This is a genomic window from Streptomyces sp. WY228 (assembly GCF_019287315.1).
In the GTDB taxonomy this organism is placed as follows: domain Bacteria; phylum Actinomycetota; class Actinomycetes; order Streptomycetales; family Streptomycetaceae; genus Streptomyces; species Streptomyces caviscabies.
Genome location: NZ_CP079114.1, coordinates 6,428,543 through 6,453,532, shown reverse-complemented (window position 1 = coordinate 6,453,532; position 24,990 = coordinate 6,428,543). Strand labels below are relative to the sequence as shown.

The window sequence follows — 24,990 nt, the reverse complement described above, 5'->3', positions numbered from 1 at the left end:
GGGCGGTCGTTCCGGCCGGTTGTCAGTGGCGGGGTGCACGATGGGGGACATGACCGGCTCCGCTCTCGACGCCTTCTCGCCCGCGACCCGCAGTTGGTTCAGCGGGGCCTTCAGCGCGCCCACCGCGGCGCAGGAGGGCGCCTGGCGGGCCATCGGCGAGGGCAGCGATGTCCTGGTCGTCGCGCCGACCGGTTCCGGGAAGACGCTGGCCGCGTTCCTCGCCTCGCTGGACCGGCTGGCGGCCGGGCCGCCGCCCGCCGAGGCGAAGAAGCGCTGCCGCGTGCTGTACGTGTCCCCGCTCAAGGCCCTCGCGGTCGACGTCGAGCGCAACCTCCGCTCGCCGCTGACCGGCATCCGCCAGGAGTCGGTGCGCCTGGGGCTGCCGGAGCCGGAGGTGCGGGTCGGCATCCGGTCCGGGGACACCCCGCCCGCCGAGCGGCGCTCCCTGGTGACCAGACCGCCGGACATCCTGATCACCACGCCCGAGTCGCTGTTCCTGATGCTGACGTCCTCCGCCCGGGACGCGCTGGCCGGCGTCGAGACGGTGATCCTCGACGAGGTGCACGCGGTCGCCGGGACGAAGCGCGGCGCCCATCTCGCCCTCTCCCTGGAGCGGCTCGACGAGCTGCTGCCCCGCCCCGCCCGGCGCATCGGCCTGTCCGCGACGGTCCGGCCGGTCGACGAGGTGGCCCGTTTCCTGTCACCGCAGCGCAAGGTGGAGATCGTCCAGCCCCGGTCCACCAAGGAGTTCGACCTGTCGGTCGTCGTCCCGGTCGAGGATCTGGGCGAGCTGGGCGGCTCCCCCGCCACCGACGGCGACTCCGGCCAGGCGGACAAGCCCTCGATCTGGCCGCATGTCGAGGAGCGCATCGCCGATCTCGTCCAGTCGCACCGCTCCACCATCGTCTTCGCGAACTCCCGGCGGCTGGCCGAGCGGCTGTGCAACCGGCTGAACGAGATCGCGTACGAGCGGGCCACCGGCACCGCGTTCGACCCCGACGACCCGGCCCCCGCGCTCCCGGAGGCCCATGCACCGGCGGAGATCATGGCCCAGTCCGGCGCGGGCAGGGGCGCCCCCGCCCTGCTGGCCCGCGCCCACCACGGCTCGGTCTCCAAGGAGCAGCGGGCCCAGGTCGAGGAGGACCTCAAGGCGGGCCGGCTGCCCGCCGTGGTCGCCACCTCCAGCCTGGAGCTCGGCATCGACATGGGCGCGGTCGACCTGGTGATCCAGGTGGAGTCCCCGCCCTCCGTCGCCTCCGGCCTCCAGCGGGTGGGGCGCGCCGGGCACCAGGTGGGCGCGGTCTCCACCGGGGTGGTCTTCCCGAAGTACCGCGGCGATCTGGTGCAGGCCGCCGTCGTCACCGAGCGGATGCGCGAGGGCGCCATCGAGGCGCTGCGCATCCCGGCCAATCCGCTGGACGTGCTGGCCCAGCAGCTGGTCGCCATGGTGGCCCTGGACAGCTGGCAGGCCGATGACCTGCTGGCCCTGGTCCGGCGGGCCGCCCCGTTCGCCTCGCTCCCGGAGTCGGCGTTCACCGCCGTGCTCGACATGCTCGCCGGGCGCTATCCCTCCGACGCCTTCGCGGAGTTGCGCCCCCGGGTGGTGTGGGACCGGGTGGCGGGTACGGTCACGGGCCGCCCCGGGGCGCAGCGGCTCGCCGTCACCTCGGGCGGCACCATCCCCGACCGGGGGCTCTTCGGGGTCTTCCTGGCCGGGGCCGACCCGAAGAAGGGCGGCGGCCGGGTCGGCGAGCTGGACGAGGAGATGGTCTACGAGTCCCGCGTCGGCGACGTCTTCACCCTGGGCACCACGTCCTGGCGGATCGAGGACATCACCCGGGACCGGGTCCTGGTCTCGCCGGCCCCGGGCGTTCCGGGGCGGCTGCCGTTCTGGAAGGGCGACCAGCTGGGCCGCCCGCTGGAGCTCGGCCGCGCGTTGGGGGCGTTCCTCCGTGAGATCGGCGGCCTCTCCGAGGAGGATGCCCGGCTGCGCCTGCTCGCCGCCGGACTCGACGCCTGGGCGGCGGACAACATCCTGGCCTATCTCGACGAGCAGCGCCGGGCCTGCGGCCATGTGCCGGACGACCGGACGATCCTGGTCGAGCGGTTCCGGGACGAGCTGGGCGACTGGCGGGTGGTCGTGCACTCCCCCTTCGGCGCCCAGGTGCACGCCCCGTGGGCGCTCGCCCTCTCCGCCCGCCTCGGCGAGCGGTACGGCATGGACGCCCAGGTGATGCACGCCGACGACGGCATCGTGCTGCGGCTGCCCGACGCGGACATGATGGGCCTGGACCTGCTCGACTTCGACGCCCCGCCGGCCCCGGACTCCGGGAGCGACGGACCCGCGCCGGGCACCGTGGCGTACGACAGCGACCAGCCCCCGGTGGCGGCCGCCGACGTCGTCTTCGACCGGGGCGAGGTCCAGCAGATCGTCACCGACCAGGTGGGCGGCTCGGCCCTGTTCGCCGCCCGGTTCCGGGAGTGCGCCGCGCGCGCCCTGCTGCTGCCGCGCCGCTCCCCCGGCAAGCGCACCCCGCTCTGGCAGCAGCGCCAGCGGGCCTCCCAGCTGCTTCAGGTCGCCTCGGAGTTCGGCTCGTTCCCGATCGTCCTGGAGGCCGTCCGCGAATGTCTCCAGGACGTGTTCGACGTCCCCGGGCTCACGGAACTGATGGGCGACCTGGAGGCGCGCCGGGTCCGGCTGGTCGAGGTGACCACCCAGGAGCCCTCGCCGTTCGCCCGCTCGCTCCTCTTCGGTTACGTGGCGCAGTTCCTGTACGAGGGCGACTCTCCGCTCGCCGAGCGGCGCGCCGCCGCCCTCTCCCTGGACTCCCATCTCCTCGCCGAGCTGCTGGGCCGGGCGGAGCTGCGGGAGCTGCTCGACCCCGAGGTCCTCACCGAGCTGGAGCGGGAGCTGCAGTGGCTGACCGAGGACCGGCGGATCAAGGATGTCGAGGGGGTCGCCGATCTGCTGCGCGTGCTCGGTCCGCTCACCGACGCCGAGCTGGCGGAGCGGGGCGCCGAGCCGTCCTGGGCGCCGGAGCTGGCGACGGCCCGCCGGGCGATCCAGGTCCGGATCGCCGGCGCCGACCACTGGGCGGCGATCGAGGACGCGGGCCGGCTGCGCGACGCCCTGGGCACCGCGCTTCCGGTCGGCGTGCCCGAGGCGTTCACCGAGCCGGTGAAGGATCCGCTCGGTGACCTCCTCGCCCGGTACGCACGGACGCACGGGCCGTTCACCGCCGCCCGGGCCGCCGAGCGCTTCGGGCTCGGCACCGCCGTCACCGACGGCGCGCTGCAACGGCTCTCTGCCTCCGGCAGGACCGTGCAGGGCGAATTCCACCCGGCGGGCATCGGCCAGGAATGGTGCGACGCCACGGTGCTGCGCCGACTCCGCCGCCGTTCGCTGGCGGCGCTCCGCCAGGAGCTGGAGCCGGTGGAGCCCGCGGCCCTCGCCTCCTTCCTCCCCCAGTGGCAGCACTTCGGCTCCAGCAGCCTGCGGGGCATCGACGGGCTGGCCCGTGCCGTCGAGCAGCTCCAGGGCGCGCCCGTGCCCGCGTCGGCGCTGGAGAAGCTGATCCTGCCGAGCCGTGTCACGGGCTACCACCCGGCGATGCTCGACGAGCTGACGACCACGGGCGAGGTCGTCTGGGCAGGGGCGGGGGCGCTGCCCGGCAAGGACGGCTGGGTCTCCCTCTACCTCGCCGACAGCGCGCCGCTGCTGCTGCCTCCCCCGCACCCGCTGGAGCTGTCGGCACTCCACGAGTCCGCGCTCACCGCGCTCTCCGGCGGATACGGCCTCTTCTTCCGCCAGATCGCCGACCAGGTCCGGGCCACCACCCACCCGGACTGCACGGACCAGCAGCTGGCCGACGCCCTGTGGGACCTGGCCTGGTCCGGGCGGCTGACCAACGACACCCTGGCCCCGCTGCGTTCGCTGCTGGGCTCGGGGCGGACGGCGGGCTCCACCGCCCACCGTTCCCGGCGCAGCGTCCCACGCGGTCGCTACGGCTCGCTCACCGCGGCCGCCCGCCCCGCGTCCCGCACCGGCCCGCCGACGGTCTCGGGCCGCTGGTCGCTGCTCCCCCCGGTCGAACCGGAACGGACCCACCGTGCCCACGCCCTGGCCCGTACCCTCCTCGACCGGCACGGTGTGGTGACCCGGGGCGCGGTACAGGCCGAGGGGGTGGAGGGCGGCTTCTCCGCGACGTACCGCGTGCTGGCCGCCTTCGAGGACAACGGGCAGGCGCGGCGCGGCTATGTGGTCGAGGGGCTGGGGGCGGCCCAGTTCGCGATGGACGGCGCGGTGGACCGGCTGCGGGCGGCGTCCACCGCGCGGGACCGCCGGGATCCGGACACCGCGCCGCAGGCCCTGGTGCTCGCCGCCGCCGACCCGGCCAACGCGTACGGCGCGGCCCTGCCGTGGCCGGAGTCCCCGGACGGCGCCGGACACAAACCGGGCCGCAAGGCGGGGGCGCTGGTGGTCCTGGTCGACGGTGAGCTGACGCTCTACATGGAGCGCGGCGGCAAGACCCTCCTGGCCTGGCCGTCCGACCCCGAGGCGCCCGCCCTGCGCGCGGCGGCCGAGGCACTGGCGGCCTCGGCCCGGGCCGGAGCCCTGGGCACGGTGACGGTGGAGCGGACGAACGGCGTCTCCTCCCTCACCTCGCCGCTGGGCCGGACGCTGGAGGCGGCCGGGTTCCTCGCCACCCCGAGAGGCCTGCGTCTGCGCGCCTGACCCGGCCACCTGACCGCGCCCCGGACCACTGGCGGACACGGGCCGGCGCATGGACGCCCCGGCACACGCACGGGCGCCCCAACGCACCCATCATGGAGGCATGCCCGAAGGAGACACCGTCCTGCAGACCGCGGCCCGGCTGCACGAGGCCCTGGCGGGGCAGGTGCTGACCCGGTCGGACCTGCGCGTCCCCCGCTTCGCCACCGCCGACCTCACCGGCCGCACCGTCCTGGACGTCACCGCGCGCGGCAAGCACCTGCTGACCCGGATCGAAGGCGGTCTGACCCTGCACAGCCACCTCCGGATGGACGGGGCCTGGCGGGTGTACGCCCCGGACGAGCGCTGGCGGGGCGGCCCGGGGCACCAGATCCGCGCGATCCTCGGCAACGCGGAGCACACCGCGGTCGGCTACCGGCTCCCCGTGCTGGAACTGCTCCGCACCAGCGAGGAGAGCCGGGCCGTGGGCCATCTGGGCCCGGATCTGCTGGGCCCCGACTGGGACCCCGGCCTCGCCGTGGACCACCTGCTCGCCGCGCCGGAGCGCCCCCTCGGCGAAGCGCTCCTGGACCAGCGCAATCTGGCGGGCATCGGCAACGTCTACAAGTGCGAGCTGTGCTTCCTGGCCCGCGTCACCCCCTGGCTCCCCGTGGGCGCCCTCCCCGACGGCGTACTCCCCCGGCTCGTCGCCCTGGCCGAGCGCCTGCTGCACGCCAACCGCGACCGCCCCACCCGCACCACAACCATCACCTCCGAACTCCGCACCCCGCCGGGACCGAACACGAGCCCCGGACCGGCCCCGAGGCCTGCCCCGGCCCCTGGCACCGCCCCGAGCCCCACGCCGCCCGCCGGTCTCCGACCCCGTACCCGGCCACCCGTTCGCGTACAGGAGCGGCTGTACGTCTACGGGCGCGCCCGCCGCCCCTGTCTGCGCTGCGGCACCCCGGTCCGCCTCGCCGACCAGGACGACCGCCCCACCTACTGGTGCCCCGGCTGCCAATCGGGCCCGACGCCCTAGTTGACGCCCCGTCAGACCCGGTCGTACGGTCCCGTCATGCCCCTCTCCGCGTACGACCTCACGGGCCGCGCCGCGTTCGTCACAGGTGCGGCGAGCGGTATCGGGCGGGCGAGCGCCCTGCTGCTCGCGGCGGCCGGAGCCACGGTGCACTGCGCGGACCGTGACGAGACGGGCCTGCGCCGGACGTACGACCGGATCGCCGACGCGGGCGGCAGCGCCCGTACGCACCCCCTGGACGTCACCGAGCGCGACCAGGTCAGGGCGGCCGTGGAGGCCGCCGGGCATCTCGACATCCTGGTCGCGGTGGCCGGGATCATGCACACGAGCAGTGTGCTGGAGACGGCGGACGAGGATCTGGACCGGGTGCTGGCGGTCAATTTCAAAGGCGTGCTGTACGCCTGCCAGGAAGTGGCCCGCTCCATGACGGCCCGCTCCGCCCCCGGCTCGCTGATCACGATGGCGTCCGGAGCCGTGGACTCCGCCGGCGCGGGCCTGCTCTGCTACAGCGTCGCGAAGGCCGCCGTGGTGCAGCTCACCAAGACGCTCGCCACCGAGCTGGGCCCCCACTCCATACGGGTGAACGCCGTCGCGCCCGGCTGGATCCGTACACCGATGACCGACCGGCACGATGCGGCGAGTCAGCACCGCGCGGAGGCGACGATGGCCCGGATCTCTCCACTGGGCCGGGTCGGCGAACCCGAGGACGTCGCCCACACCGTCCTGCACCTGGCCTCGGACGCCTCGGCCTTCATGACCGGCCAGATCCTCCGCCCGAACGGCGGCGTCGCCATGCCCTGGTGAACAGCCCGAAAGACCGCCCCCACCACCGAAGCCACCCCACCGGCCCCACCGAACTCAACGCCCTCGCCGCCCCCACCGAACCCGGAGGCCGCGACAGACCCGCTGCCCCCACCGGACCCGCCGGAGCCAGTGGCTCCACCGGCCCGACGGGCGGCACCGACCGCACCGAGCCCCCCGCCCCCATCGACGCGACATGGACCGGCAGCAGGCTCAGCCCCCAGCCGCCCGCCGCCACCGCCCCCTCCACCAGCCCCGCCTGCTCCGGTTGCAGCACCAGCCGGAGCACCGCCCACCACCACAGTCCACCGAGGACCAGCGCCGGCACCCAACGCCGTTTCATCGCTGCCTCCTGCGGCCGACGTCCTTTCCGGCAGTTTCCCCTGGCCGCGGCGGCGGTGCATCCAGAACGTCCGGCCGAAGGGCCACCCACACAGGAGTGCCCCCGCCGATCCGGCGGGGGCACTCCGATGCCACGCGAGCCCTGGTACGCGCCCGCAGGGACGCAGGGCCGAAGGACTACTTGTCGTCGCCGCTGAGCGAGTCCTTGATGCCCTTCGCACGGTCGCCGGCCTCGTCCACCGCGTCCTTGGCCCGGCCCTTGGCCTGATCGGCCTTGCCCTCGGCCTCCTTGCGGTGGTCGCCGGTCAGCTTGCCGACCGCTTCCTTGCCCTTGCCCTTGAGCTTGTCCATGGCGCTGTCATCACTCACGATGTCGCTCCCTTTCGCTCGGTCACTCGTTTCGCGCGGATCACGCGGATCGCTCAGCCGCAGGTCAGGCGCTTTCCGCTTGGAACATCCAGGCGTGCTTCTCAAGCTCTGCCGTCAGCCCGATCAGCAGGTCCTGGGTGATCGGGTCCGGCTCGTCGGTCGCCTCGATGCGCTCCCGCATCCGGCCGATGACCACGCCCAGCGCGTCCACCAGGATCCGCACGGCGTCGGCGTCCTTGATCCAGCCCTCGGGCACGGACGCGATGGCGGTCTCCTTGGCGACCGTGCCGGAGCGCCCGTCCGGGTTGACCCCGACCGCGGAGGCGCGCTCGGCGACCGTGTCGGAGTGCTGCCGGGCCGTGACGACGACCTCGTCGAGCTGAAGGTGCACGGAGCGGAAGCGCGGACCGACCACGTTCCAATGGACCTGCTTGGCCACCAGGGAGAGGTCGACGAGATCGACCAGAGCGCCTTGCAGCGCTGTTCCCACGACCTTGAGATCGCCTTCGGACAACGTGCTCTTGACCACAGACATGTGCGCTACTCCCATCCGTCAGCTTTCACTGACCGTCTCGGTGCATCACCCACGATGGCACATATGAACCAAAACGGTCACGCGGGCCTTGTCATCCGTGTGCCCACTGACCCCCGCCTCACACACGAAGCACCCCACACAACCGACCCCGCACCCCGCACAGAGAACGCAGAAGTCCCGGCCGACCCCGTCAGGGGCCGACCGGGACTCCGGTCGAGCACTTGTGCCGCGTGGATCAGGCGGCGACGACGTCCACCGCTTCCGCGGGCGCCTTGATGGTCACCCGTCCCGACGGCACACCTGCGACCGAAGAGACGGAGACCGAATTGAGCATGGGACGAACCGGTACTGGGACCGGATCACTGGCAGCTGCCGACTCGGCCAGCTCAGCGAGCGAGAGCTCGTCGCTCACTTCACGCATGAGCTCGGACATCCGTACGTCAAGCGCGTCGCAAATCGCGGAGAGCAGTTCGGAGGATGCCTCCTTCTGCCCCCGCTCCACCTCGGAGAGATAACCGAGCGAGACCCGGGCGGACGAGGAGACTTCGCGCAGAGTACGGCCTTGGCGCTGGCGCTGCCGACGCAGCACGTCACCCAGCAGGCGACGGAGCAGAATCATCGGTGGCTCCCTCCTCGGACCGCGTAGCCGCATCCTTCACGCTCTACCGTACCGCCTTGTGCTGCGGCCGTGCGGGGAGCGATGTCGTGTTCACTCAGGGCTGCAAACATCAATTCCCCCCGTGTTGTTCCGTATCCTGTGCCCGCGCATTCTCACCGAGTTCGCCGGCGAGCAGTTCGAGGACGCTTCGCACACTCTCACTACGGATGTCCGCCCTCCCACCATTCAACCGCAGTGCCGTCACTTTCTCGACGCCGGAAGGCCCTGCCACGGCAACGAAGACGGTGCCGACCGGCTGCCCGTCCTGCGGCTCCGGCCCCGCGACCCCCGTGGTGGAGACGCCCCAGTCCGCGTCGAGAACCCGGCGCACACCGGCCGCCATCTGCAGCGCGACCTCGGGGTCCACGGCTCCGCGCTCCGCCAGAAGGGCCCCGTCCACGCCCAGGACGTCCCGCTTCAGGACGGTGGCGTACGCCGTCACCGATCCCCGGAAGGACAGGGAAGCGCCGGGTACGGAGGTCAGCTCGGCGGCGACCAGGCCGCCCGTGAGCGATTCGGCGACGGCGAGCGTCTCGCCCCGCGCTCCGAGCAGCCGGAGCACCCGGGCAGCGGCTGTCACCGCTCGGCCTCCGCGGCGTCGCGCGCCTCGGCGGCCTGACCAGAGGCCGGTCCGGCTGCCGGACCGGCGCCGACCGCCGTGCCCGCAGGGGTCTGAAGGGCCTCCACGGCCTCCGCGGCCCGCTCGGCGGCGGCGGCGCGCTCGGCGGCGAGGCCCTTGCGGCGCAGGACGACGGCCTGGCGTACGTAATCGAGTCCGGTGACGACCGTCAGCACGACGGCGACCATCATCACCCAGAAGCGCAGCGTCGCCAGCGGCCCGGTGAGCACCAGGACGTACATCCCGGCCGCCGTCCCCTGCGCGAGCGTCTTCAGCTTGCCGCCTCTGCTGGCCGGGATCACCGCATGGCGGATGACCCAGAACCGCATCAGCGTGATGCCCAGCTCACGGGCGAGGATCACGCCGGTGATCCACCAGGGCAGATCGCCCAGGACGGAGAGGGAGACCAGCGCCGCGCCCATGATCGCCTTGTCGGCGATCGGGTCGGCGATCTTCCCGAAGTCGGTGACCAGGTTGTACGCCCGTGCCAGATGACCGTCGAACAGGTCGGTGATCATCGCGATGGCGAAGGCCGCCCAGGCGAAGGAGCGCCAGACCGGGTCGTATCCGCCGTCGTGGAACAGCAGCAGCACGAAGCCGGGCACGAGCAGCAGTCGCACCATGGTCAGGATGTTGGCGATGTTCCACAGGCTGGCCTGGTTGACGGCCGCAGTGCCCAGCTTGCCGCCGCGGACCGGCTTCGCGCCGGAGCCGCCTGCCGCGGATGCCGGGACTCCCGTCATCTGGCTACCTCCGCAAGCTCGTGGTGTTCGGCCACCAGGTCGACGCCCTCGGTGCCCACTGCCTTTGCCTCGACCATACGGCCCGGCACGAGTCCCTCGCGTGTGGTGAAGACCACCTGGCCGTCCGTTTCGGGAGCCTGGTGGGCCGCACGCCCGATCGCGACCTCGCCGTCGTCCTCCGACTCCACGGACTCCACCAGCACCTGGAGGGTCTCGCCGACGCGCTCCTCGGCCCGCTGCGAGGTCAGCTCCTCGGCCAGCTGGGAGATATGGGCCAGGCGCTCCGCGATGGTGTCGGCGTCGAGCTTGTTCTCGTAGCCGACCGCCTCGGTGCCCTCCTCGTCGGAGTAGCCGAACACGCCGATCGCGTCGAGGCGGGCGCTGGTGAGGAAGCGTTCCAGCTCGGCGAGGTCCGCCTCGGTCTCGCCGGGGAAGCCGACGATGAAGTTGGAGCGGGCGCCGGCCTCGGGGGCCTTGTTCCGGATGGTGTCCAGGAGCTCCAGGAAGCGGTCGGTGTCGCCGAAGCGGCGCATCGTGCGCAGCACGCTCGGGGAGGAGTGCTGGAAGGAGAGGTCGAAGTACGGGGCGACCTTCGGCGTCGAGGTGAGGACGTCGATGAGGCCGGGGCGCATCTCGGCGGGCTGGAGGTAGCTGACCCGGATCCGCTCGATGCCGTCCACGTCGGCCAGCTCGGGCAGCAGGGTCTCCAGGAGGCGGATGTCGCCGAGGTCCTTGCCGTAGGAGGTGTTGTTCTCGGAGACGAGCATGACCTCCTTGACGCCCTGCTCGGCGAGCCAGCGGGTCTCCTGGAGGACGTCCGAGGGGCGGCGCGAGATGAACGAGCCGCGGAAGGAGGGGATGGCGCAGAAGGAGCAGCGACGGTCGCAGCCGGAGGCGAGCTTCACCGAGGCGACGGGGCTGGTGCCGAGCCGGCGGCGCAGCGGTGCCCGCGGCCCGGAGACCGGCGCGACGCCTTCGGGCAGGTCCTCGGGGGCCGGGGCGGGCGTCTCCTGGGCGTGGCCGGGCAGCGCGACGGCGGCGTCCTGTCGCTCGGCGGGGCTGATCGGCAGCAGCTTGCGGCGGTCGCGCGGGGTGTGCGAGGCGTGGATGCCGCCGTTGAGGATGGTCTGGAGCCGGTCGGAGATGTCGGCGTAGTCGTCGAATCCGAGGACGCCGTCCGCTTCCGGCAGGGCCTCGGCGAGGTCCTTGCCGTAGCGCTCGGCCATGCAGCCGACGGCGACGACGGCCTGGGTGCGGCCGTGATCCTTCAGATCGTTGGCTTCGAGCAGGGCGTCGACGGAGTCCTTCTTGGCGGCTTCGACGAACCCACAGGTGTTGACGACTGCGACATCCGCGTCGGAGGCATCCTCGACGAGGTCCCAGCCGTCCGCTGCCAAGCGGCCTGCAAGCTCCTCCGAGTCCACCTCGTTACGGGCGCAGCCAAGAGTGACAAGGGCGACGGTACGGCGTTCGGGCATGGACTCAAGACTACTTTGTCCCGGCGGCCCCCCTGCCGTGCAGGGTTGCCTGCCCGCGTCACTGTTACTCCCCGTAGCGGCGAGCCGGGCCGGGGAACGCCGACGGGCGCCCGGCGCGAGGCCGGACGCCCGTCGGACGTCCACGGGAACGGAGGGCGGCGGATCAGCCGGCCTCGGGGTCGCCCTTGGTGTAGGAGAGCCGTTCGACCTGGCCGGGACCGAAGCGGTCCTCGACCTGCTTGCCGTTGACGAAGAGGTCGATCGCCCCGGCGTCGCCGAGGACGAGGTCGATGCGCTCCTTGTCCTGGAAGGTCTTGGACTCGCCCTGGAGCAGCAGCCCGTCGAAGAGCAGCCGGCCGTTGTGGTCCTTGGCCGAGATCCAGCTCTTGCCCCGGTCCGCGCTGAGCTTGACCGTCACCTTGTCCCGGGGGGCGGCGGCGATGGCGCTCTCGGAGGGCACGGGCTCGGGGTCGGCGGGCTTGGTGGCGGTGGGCTTGGCCGCGGTCTTGTCGGGCTTGGAGCCCTCCGCGATCTGTGCGGTGCTGGAGGGTTCGTCCTCACCGTCGAAGAGCGTGAAGCCGACGAACCCGACGACGGCGACGATGGCCGCGACCATGGCCGCGGTCCAGTTGGGCCGCCGGGGTTCGGAACGGATGCGTTCCGCTTCGAACAGCGGTGCCGCGGGGGTCGGTGCGGGACGGCCGCCGTGATCGGCGTCGTACTCCTCGACCAGCGGTTCCGGATCGAGGCCGACGGCACGGGCGAACGTGCGGATGTGACCGCGGGCGTAGACGTCGCCGCCGCAGCGGGAGAAGTCGTCCTGCTCGATCGCGTGCACGATGGGGATGCGCACCCGGGTGGAGCTGCTGACTTCCTCGACCGTCAGACCTGCGGCGATACGAGCCTGCTGGAGGGCACGACCGATCGAAGGCCGGTCGTCTTCGGGGGAGTTGCCGATGGACACGGGGGCGCCTTTCGAGCGTGAGCCACCTGCTGGATGTTCAGTCTAGGGGGGGTACGAAAGGGAGGGGCAACCGGGAGGGACGACTTTGTACGCCATCGGGCTCGCCGGACGGCCCCGCCACCGGCTCCGGGGTGGAGCGGGGGCGGAACACAGCCCCGATCGAGGACTGGGCAACCTGTAGTGGGCCGAACGGGGTGGGGTTACGGGTGAGGTGACGACGGAGCGGGCTGCGGGGAGGAGCACGGTTCCGTCCCTCCCTTCAACTGGACGTACGACCGTACGAAACGGTTGCCCACAAAACCTTTACGGAGCGGATTCTGTGACGACAGGCCCTAGGGAGCGGATTCCCCGCGGATGACGGCCAACACCCCGTCGAGCTCGTCGGGTTTCACCATGACGTCCCGTGCTTTGGATCCCTCGCTGGGCCCGACGATGTTGCGGGACTCCATGAGGTCCATCAGCCGGCCCGCCTTCGCGAAGCCGACCCGGAGCTTGCGCTGGAGCATCGAGGTCGATCCGAACTGGGTGGAGACGACCAGCTCGGCGGCCTGGCAGAGCAGGTCCAGGTCGTCGCCGATGTCCTCGTCGATCTCCTTCTTCTGCTTCGTCCCCACCACGACGTCGTCCCGGAAGACCGGGGCCATCTGGTCCTTGCAGTGCTGGACGACGGCGGCGACCTCGTCCTCGGTGACGAAGGCGCCCTGCATACGGGTGGGTTTGTTGGCGCCCATCGGGAGGAAGAGCCCGTCGCCCTTGCCGATGAGCTTCTCGGCGCCGGGCTGGTCGAGGATGACCCGGCTGTCGGCGAGGGAGGAGGTGGCGAAGGCGAGCCGGGAGGGCACGTTCGCCTTGATCAGACCGGTCACCACGTCGACCGAGGGGCGCTGGGTGGCGAGCACCAGGTGGATGCCGGCGGCGCGGGCCAGCTGGGTGATGCGGACGATCGAGTCCTCGACGTCGCGCGGGGCGACCATCATCAGGTCGGCCAGCTCGTCGACGATCACCAGCAGGTACGGGTACGGGGACAGCTCGCGCTCGCTGCCCTCGGGCGCCTTGCACTTGCCGTTGCGCACCGCGTGGTTGAAGTCGTCGATGTGCCGGTAGCCGAAGTTGGCGAGGTCGTCGTAGCGCAGGTCCATCTCCCGCACGACCCACTGGAGCGCCTCGGCGGCCTTCTTGGGGTTGGTGATGATCGGGGTGATGAGGTGGGGGATGCCCTCGTACGCGGTGAGCTCGACGCGCTTGGGGTCGACGAGGACCATCCGCACGTCGTCCGGGGTGGCCCGCACCATGATCGAGGTGATCAGGCAGTTGATGCAGGAGGACTTGCCGGAACCGGTGGCGCCGGCGACGAGGACGTGCGGCATCTTGGCGAGGTTGGCCATCTCGTAGCCGCCTTCGACGTTCTTGCCGAGCGCCACGAGCATCGGGTGGTCGTCCTCGGCTGCGTCCGCGAGGCGCAGTACATCGCCGAGGTTGACCATCTCGCGGTCGGAGTTGGGGATCTCGATGCCGACGGCGGACTTGCCCGGGATCGGCGAGATGATCCGCACGTCCGGGCTGGCCACGGCGTACGCGATGTTCTTGGCGAGCGCCGTGATCTTCTCGACCTTCACGGCGGGGCCGAGCTCGATCTCGTAACGGGTGACCGTCGGGCCCCGGGTGAAGCCGGTGACCGCGGCGTCGACCTTGAACTCCGAGAAGACGTTGGTCAGCGAGGCGACGACCGCGTCGTTGGCGGCGCTGCGGGTCTTGCCCGGTCCGCCGCGCTCCAGCAGGTCGAGCGAGGGCAGCGAGTACGTGATGTCGCCGGACAGCTGGAGCTGCTCGGCGCGGGCGGGCAGGCCCTCGGAACGCTCCGGAGCGGGCTTGGTCAGGTCGGGAACGGCACCGGACCGGTCGGAGGCGCCACCGGAACGGTCACCACCGGTCGGCTCGTCGGTGTCACCGGACCGGCGGCCCGCCCCGCTCTTCCCCGCTCCGTCCCGCTCGGCCTCCCGGGCGCCGGGAACGGGCGTCCCGGTGCGCTCGCGGTCCACGGAGACGCCCTGGGTCAGATCGGCGACGATCGGCGAGGGCGGCATGCCGTTGAGCACGGCCCCGTCGAGCGCGGCGGCAGCGGCGGCCGCGACGTCCACCGCGTCCAGCGGCCGGTTCATCGCGGGCTGCGCGGCGGGCCTGCGGGACCTCCTGCGCTTGGTGAGCGCCTCCGCCTCGGCCTGGTCGTGGTCGTAGACCGGGTCTGCGTCCGGGTCCGTGCGGCGCGCGCCGCGCCGCTGGTGCCGCTCGGGCAGTGCCTCGCGCCACTGTTCGTCGTAGCGTTCGTCGTCGTTCTCGTCCCCCTCGCCGGCCTCGGGCAGCGGTTCCACGATGCCGAGGCGGACGCCGAGCTGGCGCAGCCGCTGCGGGATGGCGTTGACCGGGGTGGCGGTGACGACGAGGAGTCCGAACACGGTCAGCAGCACCAGCAGCGGTACGGCGAGGACCTCGCCCATCATGAAGATCAGCGGCTTGGAGGTGGCCCAGCCGACCAGCCCGCCCGCGTCCTGCATCGCCTCGGTGCCCTCGTCCCGGCCCGGCGAACCGCAGGCGATGTGGACCTGGCCGAGGACTCCGATGACCAGCGCGGACAACCCGATGACGATGCGTCCGTTGGCCTCGGGCCGCTCCGGATAGAGGATCAGCCGTACCGCCATCGCGCCCAGCAGTATCGGCGCGAGCAGATCGAGCCGGCCGAAGGCCCCGGTCACCAGCATCTCGACCAGGTCGCCGACCGGCCCCTGGAGGTTGGACCAGGTGCCCGCGGCGACGATCAGCGCCAGGCCGAGCAGCAGCAGCGCGAGGCCGTCCTTGCGGTGGGCGGGGTCAAGTCCTTTGGCGCCACGCCCTATCGAGCGGAACAGCGCGCCGACGCCGTGCGCCGCCCCGAGCCAGACCGCCCGCACCAGCCGGTAGATGCCCCCGGTGGGTGACGGTGCGGGTTTGGGCGCGGGCTTCTTGGCCGCCGCCTTCTTCGCGGGGGCCTTCTTCACGGGAGCTGCCGACTTCTTCGGCGCGGTCTTCTTGGCGGGCGCGGCTTTCTTCGCCGGGCCCGAGGTACGGCCGACGCGCTTCGCGGTGCCCGCCGTGCCCTGGGAACCCTTGCCGGACGTACGTGAGGCCATGATGCCGAGGTTACCGCTGTCGTCGCCCGTGAACACGTTCGCCTACGGGTTCACTCGACCGTGTCGCCTCCGGACGGCCGGGAACTGACGCCGCCTCACGGCAGGGGACAGCCGGTCAGCCCTGCGCGGGCAGCACGCCCGTGCCTCCGCCGGTGCCCGGCTCCAGCGCGTCGAGCGCGCGGCGCAGGCCGGTCAGCTTGCGTTCGAGATGGGCGGCGGTGGCGACCGCCGCGGCGTCGGCCGATTCGTCGTCGAGCTGCTTGGAGAGCGCTTCCGCCTGCTCCTCGACCGCCGCGAGCCGCGCGGAGAGCTCGGCCAGCAAACCGGCCGGCTCCTTCTCGTGCTCGCCGCCCGCGTGGCCGTCGCCCTCCAACTGGAGCCGCAGCAGAGCGGCCTGCTCGCGGAGCTTGCAGTTCTTCATGTACAGCTCGACGAAGACCGAGACCTTGGCGCGCAGCACCCACGGGTCGAACGGCTTGGAGATGTAGTCCACCGCACCGGCCGCGTAGCCGCGGAAGGTGTGGTGCGGACCGTGGTTGATCGCGGTGAGGAAGATGATCGGGATGTCCCGGGTCCGCTCCCGCCGCTTGATGTGCGCGGCGGTCTCGAAACCGTCCATGCCCGGCATCTGGACGTCCAGCAGAATGACCGCGAAGTCGTCCGTGAGCAGCGCTTTGAGCGCCTCCTCCCCTGACGATGCCCGGACCAGTGTCTGATCGAGCGCAGAGAGGATGGCCTCCAGCGCCAGCAGATTCTCCGGCCGGTCATCGACCAGGAGGATCTTGGCCTTCTGCACCATGGCCCGCCCTCCTCGCCCCGGAAATGCACCGGGTGCCGCCCCAGGGGACGACTCCCTTGCGCCGTCCGTCCTTGTGCCGGTCATGGTAGCCGCACCCCGCCCGTCACCACACCCTGTCACCGCGATGTCACTGTGCACATACCGCAAACGCGGTGGGAGACCAGAAGGTTCCCCGAATGCAGCGCCTTCACACCCGTTCGAGCACAGTCGGTCAACAACTCACGCCAATTCGTTCAATCCTCGATCACTCTCCGTGCATCCACTGCTCCATCACCGCGAGCAGGTGATCAGGATCGACCGGCTTCGTCACATAGTCGGAAGCCCCGCAATCGATGGCCTTCTCCCGGTCGCCCTTCATCGCCTTCGCGGTGAGCGCCACGATCGGCAGGCCGGCGAACTGGGGCATCCGCCGGATCGCGGTCGTCGTCGCGTAACCGTCCATCTCGGGCATCATGATGTCCATCAGCACGACCGTCACATCGTCGTGCTGCTCCAGCACTTCGATGCCCTCACGGCCGTTCTCCGCGTACAGCACCGACAGTCCGTGCTGCTCCAGCACGCTGGTGAGCGCGAAGACATTGCGGATGTCGTCGTCGACGATGAGCACCTTCTCGCCGCGGAAGCGGAATGTCCGCCGGGGCGCCGGCTCCTCCGCCGCGGCCTGGCCCTGAACCTGCCCATCGCCCTGGCTCCCCGGCGCCCGCTCCTCCTGCTGCGGGGCGCTCTCGGACGGGGTGCGGCCGGCCGGCAGCGCGGCCCTGCCCGCCGCCTCCCCCAGCGCCTTGCGCCGCCGCCGGAACATCCCGGCGGAGTTGGCCGGATCGCCGTACGGAGCCGACTGGCCCTGCGGGGACTGCGGCTGCCCCAGCTCGCCCGTACCGCCCAGCACCTCGGCGGAACCGGAACCCACCGGCGGGTAGCCCTGGGGCGGCAGTTCGGCGCGGTGCAGCGGCAGGTACAGGGTGAAGGTGGAACCGCGCCCCGGCTCGCTCGCCGCGTGGATCTCGCCGCCGAGCAGCCGTGCGATCTCCCGGCTGATGGAGAGACCGAGGCCGGTGCCGCCGTACTTCCGGCTCGTCGTGCCGTCCGCCTGCTTGAACGCCTCGAAGATCACCAGCATCTTGCTGGACGCGATCCCGATCCCGGTGTCGGTCACCGAGAAGGCGATCAGATCGGCGTCCGCGTCCCGCAGCGAACCCGCCTCCAGCAGGTGTTCACGGATCGCGTTGGGCACATCGGCGCCGGCCGGCCGGATCACCAGCTCCACCGCACCGCTGTCGGTGAACTTCACCGCGTTGGACAGCAGGTTGCGCAGCACCTGGAGCAGGCGCTGCTCGTCGGTGTGCAGCGTCGCGGGAAGCTCCGGCGACACCCGTACGGAGAAGTCGAGCCCCTTCTCCGCGGTGAGCGGGCGGAAGGTCGCCTCCACGTAGTCGACCAGCTGGACCAGCGCGATCCGGGTCGGGCTGACGTCCATCTTGCCCGCCTCGACCTTCGACAGGTCCAGGATGTCGTTGATCAGCTGGAGCAGGTCGGAACCGGCCCCGTGGATCGTCTCGGCGAACTCCACCTGCTTCGGCGAGAGATTGCCCTCGGCGTTGTCCGCCAGCAACTTGGCCAGAATCAGCAGTGAGTTGAGCGGCGTACGCAGCTCGTGCGACATGTTCGCCAGGAACTCGGACTTGTAGCGCATCGAGACCGCGAGCTGCTCGGCGCGCTCCTCCAGCACCTGCCGCGCCTCCTCGATCTCGGTGTTCTTCACCTCGATGTCGCGGTTCTGCTGGGCCAGCAGCTCGGCCTTCTCCTCCAGTTCGGCGTTGGACGCCTGGAGGGCCTTCTGCCGGTTCTCCAACTCCTGCGAGCGGTCACGCAGTTGCTCGGTCAGCTCCTGCGACTGCTCCAGCAGCTTCTCGGTCTTGGTGTTGACGCTGATCGTGTTGACGCTCGTCGCGATCATCTCGGCGAGCTGGTTGAGGAAGTCCCGCTGGATGTGCGTGAACGGCTGGAAGGAGGCCAGCTCGATCACGCCGAGAACCTTGCCCTCGAAGAGCACCGGCAGCACGATCACATGCGCCGGAGGGGCCTCACCCAGACCGGAGGAGATCTTCAGATAGCCCGGCGGCACGTTGTCCACCTGGATCGTCCGCTTCTCCTCGGCCGCCGTCCCGATGAGCGTCTCACCGGGCCGGAAGGAGGTCGGCATCGAACCCGCGGAGTAGCCGTAACTCCCCCGCATCCGCAGCTCGTACGCGCCGGCCTCGCCGTTGTCCGGACCCACCTCGTCCGAGTCGCCCGCGGCCATCGCCAGGAAGAACGCACCGTGCTGCGCCGAGACCACCGGCGTCAGCTCGCTCATGATCAGCGAGGCCACGTCGTCCAGATCGCGGCGGCCCTGCATCAGACCGGAGATCCGGGCCAGGTTGCCCTTCAGCCAGTCCTGCTCCTTGTTGGCGAGCGTGGTGTCGCGCAGGTTCGCGATCATCGTGTTGATGTTGTCCTGGAGGACCTGGATCTCCCCGGCCGCGTCCACATCGATCTTGAGGTTCAGATCGCCGCGGGTCACCGCGGTGGCGACGGCCGCGATGGCCCGCACCTGACGGGTCAGGTTCCCGGCCATCTCGTTCACCGACTCGGTGAGGTCGCGCCAGGTGCCGTCCACGTCCCGCACCCGCGCCTGACCGCCCAGCTGCCCCTCGGTGCCCACCTCGCGGGCGACCCGGGTCACCTGCTCGGCGAACGAGGACAGCTGGTCGACCATCGTGTTGATGGTGTTCTTCAGCTCCTGGATCTCACCGCGCGCGTCGATGTCGATCTTCTTGGTCAGGTCGCCCTTGGCGATGGCGGTGGTGACCGTGGCGATCTGCCGCACCTGACCGGTCAGGTTGGAGGCCATCGAGTTCACGGACTCGGTGAGGTCCTTCCACGTACCGGCGACTCCCGGCACCCGGGCCTGGCCGCCCAGCTCGCCCTCGGTGCCCACCTCGCGGGCCACCCGCGTGACCTCGTCGGCGAACGAGGAGAGCGTCGTCACCATCGTGTTGACCGTGTCGGCCAGCTCCGCGACCTCGCCGCGCGCCTCCACGGTGACCTTCTTCGTCAGATCGCCGTTGGCGACCGCGGAGGAGACCCGGGAGATGTTCCGCACCTGGCTGGTCAGGTTGTTGGCCATCAGGTTGACGTTCTCGCTGAGGTCCTTCCAGATGCCGGTCGCCCCGCGCACCCGCGCCTGACCGCCCAGGATCCCCTCGGTGCCCACCTCACGGGCCACCCTGGACACCTCGTCGGCGAAGTTCAGCAGCTGGTCGACCATCGTGTTGACGGTCGTGACCAGTTCGAGGATCTCGCCCTTGGCGTCGACGGTGATCTTCTTGGAGAGATCGCCCTTGGCGACCGCGGTGGTGACCTCGGCGATGTTGCGGACCTGGAGGGTCAGGTTGTTCGCCATGCCGTTGACGGACTGGGTGAGGTCCTTCCACGTACCGGACACGCCCTGCACCTCGGCCTGTCCGCCGAGGATGCCCTCCGTACCCACCTCACGGGCGACCCGCGTCACCTGCTCCGCGAAGTTGGACAGCTGGTCCACCATCGTGTTGAGGGTGTTCTTCAGCTCCAGGATCTCGCCCCGGGCGTCCACGTCGATCTTCTGCGACAGGTCACCGCGGGCCACCGCCGTGGCGACCTGCGCGATGTTACGGACCTGAGCGGTGAGGTTCCCGGCCATGCCGTTCACCGAATCGGTGAGATCGCGCCACACTCCGGCGACGCCGGGCACCTGCGCCTGACCGCCGAGCCGGCCGTCCGTGCCCACCTCGCGGGCGACCCGGGTGACCTGGTCGGCGAAGGCGGAGAGCTGGTCGACCATGGTGTTGATGGTGTTCTTGAGCTCCAGGATCTCGCCCCGGGCGTCCACGTCGATCTTCTGCGACAGGTCGCCCCGGGCCACCGCCGTCGTCACCTGGGCGATCTGCCTCACCTGTGAGGTGAGGTTGCCCGCCATGAAGTTGACGGAGTCCGTCAGCTCCTTCCACGTACCCGAGACGCCGTCCACCCGCGCCTGGCCGCCGAGGCGGCCCTCGGTGCCCACGTCGCGGGCCATCCGCGTCACCTGGTCGGCGAAGCTGGACAGCTGCGCCACCATCGTGTTGACGGTGTTCTTCAGCTCCAGCATCTCGCCGGCCACGTCCACGGTGACCTTCTGCGACAGATCACCGTTGGCGACCGCCGTGGTGACCTGCGCGATGTCCCGGACCTGACCGGTGAGGTTGCGGAACGCGGTGTTCACCGAGTCGGTGAGGTCCTTCCACGTGCCGGCGGCGCCCGGCACCTCGGCCTGGCCGCCGAGCCGTCCCTCGACGCCGACCTCCCGGGCCACCCGGGTCACCTCGGAACCGAACGACTGGAGCTGGTCCACCATCGTGTTGACGGTGTTCTTCAGCTCCAGCATCTCGCCGGCCACGTCGACCGTGACCTTCTGCGACATGTCGCCGCTGGCCACCGCCGTGGTGACCTGCGCGATGTCACGCACCTGCGTCGTCAGGTTCCGGAAGACCGTGTTCACCGAGTCGGTGAGGTCCTTCCAGGTCCCCGCGGCGCCCGGCACCTGCGCCTGACCGCCGAGCAGCCCCTCGCCACCGACCTCGCTGGCCACCCGCGTCACTTCGTCCGCGAAGGTGCGCAGCGTCTCGGTCATCTGGTTGATCGTCTCGGCGAGCTGCGCGACCTCGCCGCGCGCGCTCACCGTGACCTTCTGCGTCAGGTCACCGCTGGCGACCGCCGTCGTCACCTCGGCGATACCGCGTACCTGGGAGGTGAGGTTGCCCGCCATCGTGTTGACGGAGTCGGTGAGGTCCTTCCACACGCCGGCCACACCCGGCACGGTCGCCTGACCGCCCAGCTCGCCCTCCGTGCCCACCTCACGGGCGACGCGCGTCACCTCGGAGGAGAACGAGGACAGCTGGTCGACCATCGTGTTGACGGTGTTCTTCAGCTGGAGCATCTCACCGGCCACATGGACGGTGACCTTCCGCGACAGATCACCCTTGGCGACCGCCGTCGTCACCAGCGCGATGTCCCGCACCTGGGCCGTCAACCGGTACGCCATGGTGTTCACGGAGTCCGTGAGGTCCTTCCAGGACCCGGACATCCCGCGCACCTGCGCCTGGCCGCCGAGCTTGCCCTCGGTGCCCACCTCGACGGCGACCCTGGTCACCTGCTCGGTGAAGACCGACAGCTGGTCGACCAGGTTGTTGACCGTACGGGCGACCTTCAGGAACTCCCCGCGCAGCGGCCGGACCGTCTCGTCCTGCGTGTGCGACCGCAGCTCCATCCGCTGCTCCAGATCACCGTCGGCGACCGCCGACAGCACCCGGCCCACCTCGGACACCGGTCGCGCGAGATCGTCGACGAGCTCGTTGGAGGCGTCGATCGCGGCGGCCCAGGAGCCCTCGCAGGCGCCCGTCTCCAGCCGCTCCGTGAGTTTGCCCTCGCGCCCGACCACCCGCCGTACGCGCGCCAGCTCACCGGTGAGGTGGAGATTGCGGTCGGCGACCTCGTTGAAGACCGCCGCGATCTCCGTCATCACACCGTCGCCGGAGACGGTGAGCCGCCGGCGGAAGTTGCCGTCGCGCATCGCCACGAGGCCCGCGAGCACTCTGTTCAGAGCTGCCGCGTCCACTTCGACGGTGCCATTGCGCTGCTTTTTCACGGACTGTCCGCCTTTTGTACGCGCCTTCGAACCCTGCGCCGCCACGCCAGACTCCACCGTGTCCCTCCCGCAGGGGTTGACCGTTTCACTCGGGCCTATCCGGAAGCTTGCCCAGTTCCACTTTGGCTCACCGCCACTGCACACCGTCAACGGGCGACCGGGCGGACGTCAAATCATGGCAACGTACCAGGCCGGAACCGGTCGGCGGGCAACCTGCACCGGTTGCCCCCCATCCCTTGCACCGGGAGTCCATACTTGTGCGCCCGCGCACCACCGCCGGACCGCTCTGTCCCGAACTCGGCCCTCGTGTACCCGGCACACTCGACGAACGTCTAGCCTGGCAAGCGAATCGAAGCGGCGATAAACGGGCACAGGACTCGGGGAAGCGACGAGACACCAATATGGGGAGTGCTGTGATCACCGCGCGCGCGGCCGCCACCTTCGAACCGGTCGGACGCTCCGTCGCGACCGCCCGCGCCTTCGTCCGGGACACGCTCCAGGGGTGGGGCTACAACGATGTCGTCGACGACGCCGTCGTGCTCACCAGCGAGCTCGTGACCAACGCCGTCGTGCACGCGGGGACCGCGGCCGACGTGCTGTGCCTGCGCACCGAGGACGGCGTCCGGGTCGAGGTCTCCGACCACTATCCGGAACGCGAGGTCCCGCTCCAGAGCAACGGTCTCGACTTCGGCAGCCCCGACCGCGAGAACGGCCGCGGTCTGCTGCTCTGTGCCGCCCTGGCCTCCCGCTGGGGCGTCGAGTACTCCCCCACCCGTAAACACGTCTGGTTCCAGCTGGACCTGCCCGACCGGCCGGTGGGCATCCGCTCCGCCGGCCCGGTCCTGCCCACCTCGCTCCTCCCCGTCACCGACCAGCGGGTCCGGGTCGCCGTCGTCCAGATCGACAGCACCGGCGCGATCAGCGCGTGGAACGACGACGCCGCGTACGTCTTCGGGCACACCGCGGAGCAGGTCACGGGCAAGCAGTTCACCGACTTCGTGGCCTGGCCGCACACCCCGGGGACCAACACCGGCATCGCCGACGCCCTCCAGCTCTCCCGCTGGGAGGGCAGTTACGGGATCCGCGGCGCGGACGGCCGGACCATCGCCGTCTACGCCTCGCACCTGCGGGTCCGCGACAACGACGGCGACCCGTCCACGGTCTGCCTCCTCGTCCGCGACGACGAGCGCGCCGTGCTCCAGACCCCGGTCCGCGCCCCGGTCTCCGACGCCACCTCCGACAGCCGCGCCGCGGACCCCTTCGAGGTCTTCATCGGCTCCCCCGCCCCGGACGACCTCGACGGCCTGCTCCAGCGGACGGTCGAGCGGGCCCGCGACATGCTCGACGCCGACGCCGCGTTCCTGCTGCTCGCCACGGACGACGAGACGGAGCTGGAGGTCCGCGCCACGACGGGCCTGCCCTCGGCCCGCCAGCGCTTCGCCCGGGTCCCCGTCGAAGCCGGAACGGGACGCTACGGCTCCGCCCGGATGCCGGCCGTCCACGAGGACCTGACCGCCGTCCCCGGCGCCGTCCCGCTCCTGACCGACACCGGGATGCGCTCGGTCGTCACCGTGCCGCTGAAGGTCGAGGGCCGCCTCACCGGCTCCCTCGGCGTCGCGGCGGAGGGCGCGGGCCGCTACTCGAACGAGGAGGCCCTGCGCCTCCAGTTCGCCGCCGACCGCATCGCGCTGGCCGTGGAGTCCGCCCGCCTCGGCGAGCTGGAACGGCTGCGCCGCGGCTCGCTGTCCTTCCTCGTCGAGGCCTCCGACCTGCTGGCCGGCACGCTCGACCGGGACCAGACGCTGGCGCTGATGGCCCAGATGACGGTCCCGACGCTGGCCACCTGGTGCGCCGTCTACACGATCGCGGACCAGTCGTCCGAGCCGTACCTCTCGTACGTGCTGCACGAGGACGAGGACCTCATCGACGGCCTCAAGGCCCTGCTCTCCAAGATCGCCCCGCCGGATCCGGTCCCGACCCCGGGCGCCCGCGTCTGGGCCGCCCCCTCGGAGGCGGGCCACCGCGCGGCCCTGTCCACGTCGACCCGCAGCCTGCAGCACGACGCTCCGCTGAGCATGAGCACGGCCACCCGCACGACGCTCGCCACGGCCCAGGCCGTCGGCGGTGAGACGGTGGTCCTGCCGCTGGTCGCCCGTAACCGTGTGATCGGCATGCTGACGCTCGGGAAGCCTTCGGACGACCACTTCCGCCAGGAGATCCTGGAACTGGCCGAGGACCTCTCCCGCCGGGCCGCCCTGGCCCTGGACAACGCCCGCCTGTACTCGGAGCGCATGGCGATCAGCCAGTCCCTCCAGCGCAGCCTGCTGCCCCCGGGCCTCCCCGACGTGCCGAACGTCGAGATCGAGGTCATCTACCGCGCCGCGGGCGAGGGCAACGAGGTCGGCGGCGACTTCTACGACGTCTTCCCGATCAGCGACGGCGCGTACGGCTTCGCCATCGGCGACGTGTGCGGTACGGGCCCGGAGGCGGCCGCCGTCACGGGCCTGGCCCGCCACGCGCTGCGTCTGCTCGCCCGCGAGGGTTTCGGCGGCCCCGCGGTCCTGGAGCGCCTCAACGCGGCGATCCTCGACGAGGGCGCCCGCAGCCGCTTCCTGACCCTTCTGTACGGCGAGCTGTGGCCCCAGGAGGACGGCAGCGCCCTCCTGAAGGTCGTCTGCGCCGGCCACCCGCTGCCGCTGCGCCTGCGCCAGGACGGCTCCGTGGAGTCCGCCGCGGAACCGCAGCCCCTCCTCGGCGTCATCGAGGACCTCGACCTGTACGAGCAGGAGGTCGTCCTCAACCCCGGTGACGTCCTGCTGTGCGTCACGGACGGCGTCACCGAACGCCGCGAGGGAAGCCGCATGCTGGGCGACGACGGCCTCGCGGACGTCCTGTCGACGTGTACGGGCCTGACGGCCGGAGCGGTCGCCTCACGCATCCTGCGGGCCGTGGAACGCTTCGCCGCCGAGCCGGCCTCGGACGACATGGCCATCCTCGCCATGCGCGTCCCGGAACCGCCCCTCGTCTGAGCCCCGCTCTCCACACCACCAACGCGAAAGGCCCCCGC

14 protein-coding genes are annotated in these 24,990 nt (G+C 71.4%); 4 read left to right on the top strand and 10 right to left on the bottom strand.

Going from position 1 to position 24,990, the window contains the following annotated elements; translation table 11 throughout:
• Positions 1-49 precede the first annotated feature (49 nt).
• The 3 genes from KV381_RS28285 to KV381_RS28275 all read left to right on the top strand — a co-directional run bounded on the left by KV381_RS28285 (position 50) and on the right by KV381_RS28275 (position 6,551).
• On the top strand, positions 50-4,735 hold the full coding sequence (locus tag KV381_RS28285; RefSeq protein ID WP_218786653.1) for a DEAD/DEAH box helicase: 4,686 nt from the start codon (positions 50-52) through the stop codon (positions 4,733-4,735).
• A gap of 100 nt (positions 4,736-4,835) precedes the next feature.
• Positions 4,836-5,750, top strand: a complete 915-nt coding sequence (locus tag KV381_RS28280; protein ID WP_030080202.1) for an Fpg/Nei family DNA glycosylase — start codon at positions 4,836-4,838, stop codon at positions 5,748-5,750.
• 36 nt (positions 5,751-5,786) lie between these two features.
• A complete protein-coding gene (locus tag KV381_RS28275; protein ID WP_030080204.1) occupies positions 5,787-6,551 on the top strand; it encodes an SDR family NAD(P)-dependent oxidoreductase in 765 nt (254 codons plus the stop codon).
• A gap of 516 nt (positions 6,552-7,067) precedes the next feature.
• Here the strand turns inward: KV381_RS28275 and KV381_RS28270 are convergent.
• From KV381_RS28270 to KV381_RS28225, 10 genes are all read right to left on the bottom strand, one after another.
• Entirely contained in the window at positions 7,068-7,241 is a 174-nt protein-coding gene (locus KV381_RS28270) for a CsbD family protein (protein ID WP_030080206.1), read from the bottom strand.
• Positions 7,242-7,323: 82 nt separating this feature from the next.
• On the bottom strand, positions 7,324-7,794 hold the full coding sequence (locus KV381_RS28265; RefSeq protein ID WP_030080208.1) for a Dps family protein: 471 nt from the start codon (positions 7,792-7,794) through the stop codon (positions 7,324-7,326).
• A 235-nt stretch (positions 7,795-8,029) separates the two neighbouring features.
• Positions 8,030-8,413, bottom strand: a complete 384-nt coding sequence (locus tag KV381_RS28260; protein WP_003965837.1) for a helix-turn-helix domain-containing protein — start codon at positions 8,411-8,413, stop codon at positions 8,030-8,032.
• Positions 8,414-8,522: 109 nt separating this feature from the next.
• Positions 8,523-9,032, bottom strand: a complete 510-nt coding sequence (locus tag KV381_RS28255; protein WP_030633400.1) for a CinA family protein — start codon at positions 9,030-9,032, stop codon at positions 8,523-8,525.
• Positions 9,029-9,814 (bottom strand): CDP-diacylglycerol--glycerol-3-phosphate 3-phosphatidyltransferase, encoded by a 786-nt coding sequence (pgsA, locus tag KV381_RS28250; protein WP_030633402.1) that lies wholly within the window; start codon positions 9,812-9,814, stop codon positions 9,029-9,031. The genes KV381_RS28255 and pgsA overlap by 4 nt, the downstream gene beginning before the upstream one ends.
• Entirely contained in the window at positions 9,811-11,292 is a 1,482-nt protein-coding gene (gene rimO / locus KV381_RS28245) for a 30S ribosomal protein S12 methylthiotransferase RimO (RefSeq protein ID WP_218786652.1), read from the bottom strand. The genes pgsA and rimO overlap by 4 nt, the downstream gene beginning before the upstream one ends.
• 163 nt (positions 11,293-11,455) lie before the next feature.
• Positions 11,456-12,256 carry a helix-turn-helix domain-containing protein gene (locus tag KV381_RS28240; RefSeq protein ID WP_098025122.1) on the bottom strand — a complete coding sequence of 267 codons (801 nt, stop codon included), beginning with the start codon at positions 12,254-12,256 and terminating at the stop codon, positions 11,456-11,458.
• Between the two features lie 332 nt (positions 12,257-12,588).
• On the bottom strand, positions 12,589-15,420 hold the full coding sequence (locus KV381_RS28235) for a DNA translocase FtsK (RefSeq protein WP_050495578.1): 2,832 nt from the start codon (positions 15,418-15,420) through the stop codon (positions 12,589-12,591).
• Positions 15,421-15,535: 115 nt separating this feature from the next.
• A complete protein-coding gene (locus KV381_RS28230) occupies positions 15,536-16,219 on the bottom strand; it encodes a two-component system response regulator (protein ID WP_030080218.1) in 684 nt (227 codons plus the stop codon).
• A gap of 244 nt (positions 16,220-16,463) precedes the next feature.
• A complete protein-coding gene (locus KV381_RS28225; RefSeq protein ID WP_030633408.1) occupies positions 16,464-21,923 on the bottom strand; it encodes a HAMP domain-containing protein in 5,460 nt (1,819 codons plus the stop codon).
• A gap of 401 nt (positions 21,924-22,324) precedes the next feature.
• On the opposite strand from KV381_RS28225, the gene KV381_RS28220 reads away from it, so the two are divergent.
• On the top strand, positions 22,325-24,952 hold the full coding sequence (locus tag KV381_RS28220; RefSeq protein WP_086778678.1) for a SpoIIE family protein phosphatase: 2,628 nt from the start codon (positions 22,325-22,327) through the stop codon (positions 24,950-24,952).
• Positions 24,953-24,990: the final 38 nt, after the last annotated feature.

Coding starts and splice junctions, on each gene's coding strand:
- KV381_RS28220 (WP_086778678.1), top strand. CDS start 22,325: ATGGGGAGTGCTGTGATCACCGCGCGCGCGGCCGCCACCTTCGAACCG.
- KV381_RS28265 (WP_030080208.1), bottom strand. CDS start 7,794: ATGTCTGTGGTCAAGAGCACGTTGTCCGAAGGCGATCTCAAGGTCGTG.
- KV381_RS28280 (WP_030080202.1), top strand. CDS start 4,836: ATGCCCGAAGGAGACACCGTCCTGCAGACCGCGGCCCGGCTGCACGAG.
- rimO (WP_218786652.1), bottom strand. CDS start 11,292: ATGCCCGAACGCCGTACCGTCGCCCTTGTCACTCTTGGCTGCGCCCGT.
- KV381_RS28285 (WP_218786653.1), top strand. CDS start 50: ATGACCGGCTCCGCTCTCGACGCCTTCTCGCCCGCGACCCGCAGTTGG.
- KV381_RS28275 (WP_030080204.1), top strand. CDS start 5,787: ATGCCCCTCTCCGCGTACGACCTCACGGGCCGCGCCGCGTTCGTCACA.
- pgsA (WP_030633402.1), bottom strand. CDS start 9,814: ATGACGGGAGTCCCGGCATCCGCGGCAGGCGGCTCCGGCGCGAAGCCG.
- KV381_RS28235 (WP_050495578.1), bottom strand. CDS start 15,420: ATGGCCTCACGTACGTCCGGCAAGGGTTCCCAGGGCACGGCGGGCACC.
- KV381_RS28260 (WP_003965837.1), bottom strand. CDS start 8,413: ATGATTCTGCTCCGTCGCCTGCTGGGTGACGTGCTGCGTCGGCAGCGC.
- KV381_RS28270 (WP_030080206.1), bottom strand. CDS start 7,241: ATGGACAAGCTCAAGGGCAAGGGCAAGGAAGCGGTCGGCAAGCTGACC.
- KV381_RS28230 (WP_030080218.1), bottom strand. CDS start 16,219: ATGGTGCAGAAGGCCAAGATCCTCCTGGTCGATGACCGGCCGGAGAAT.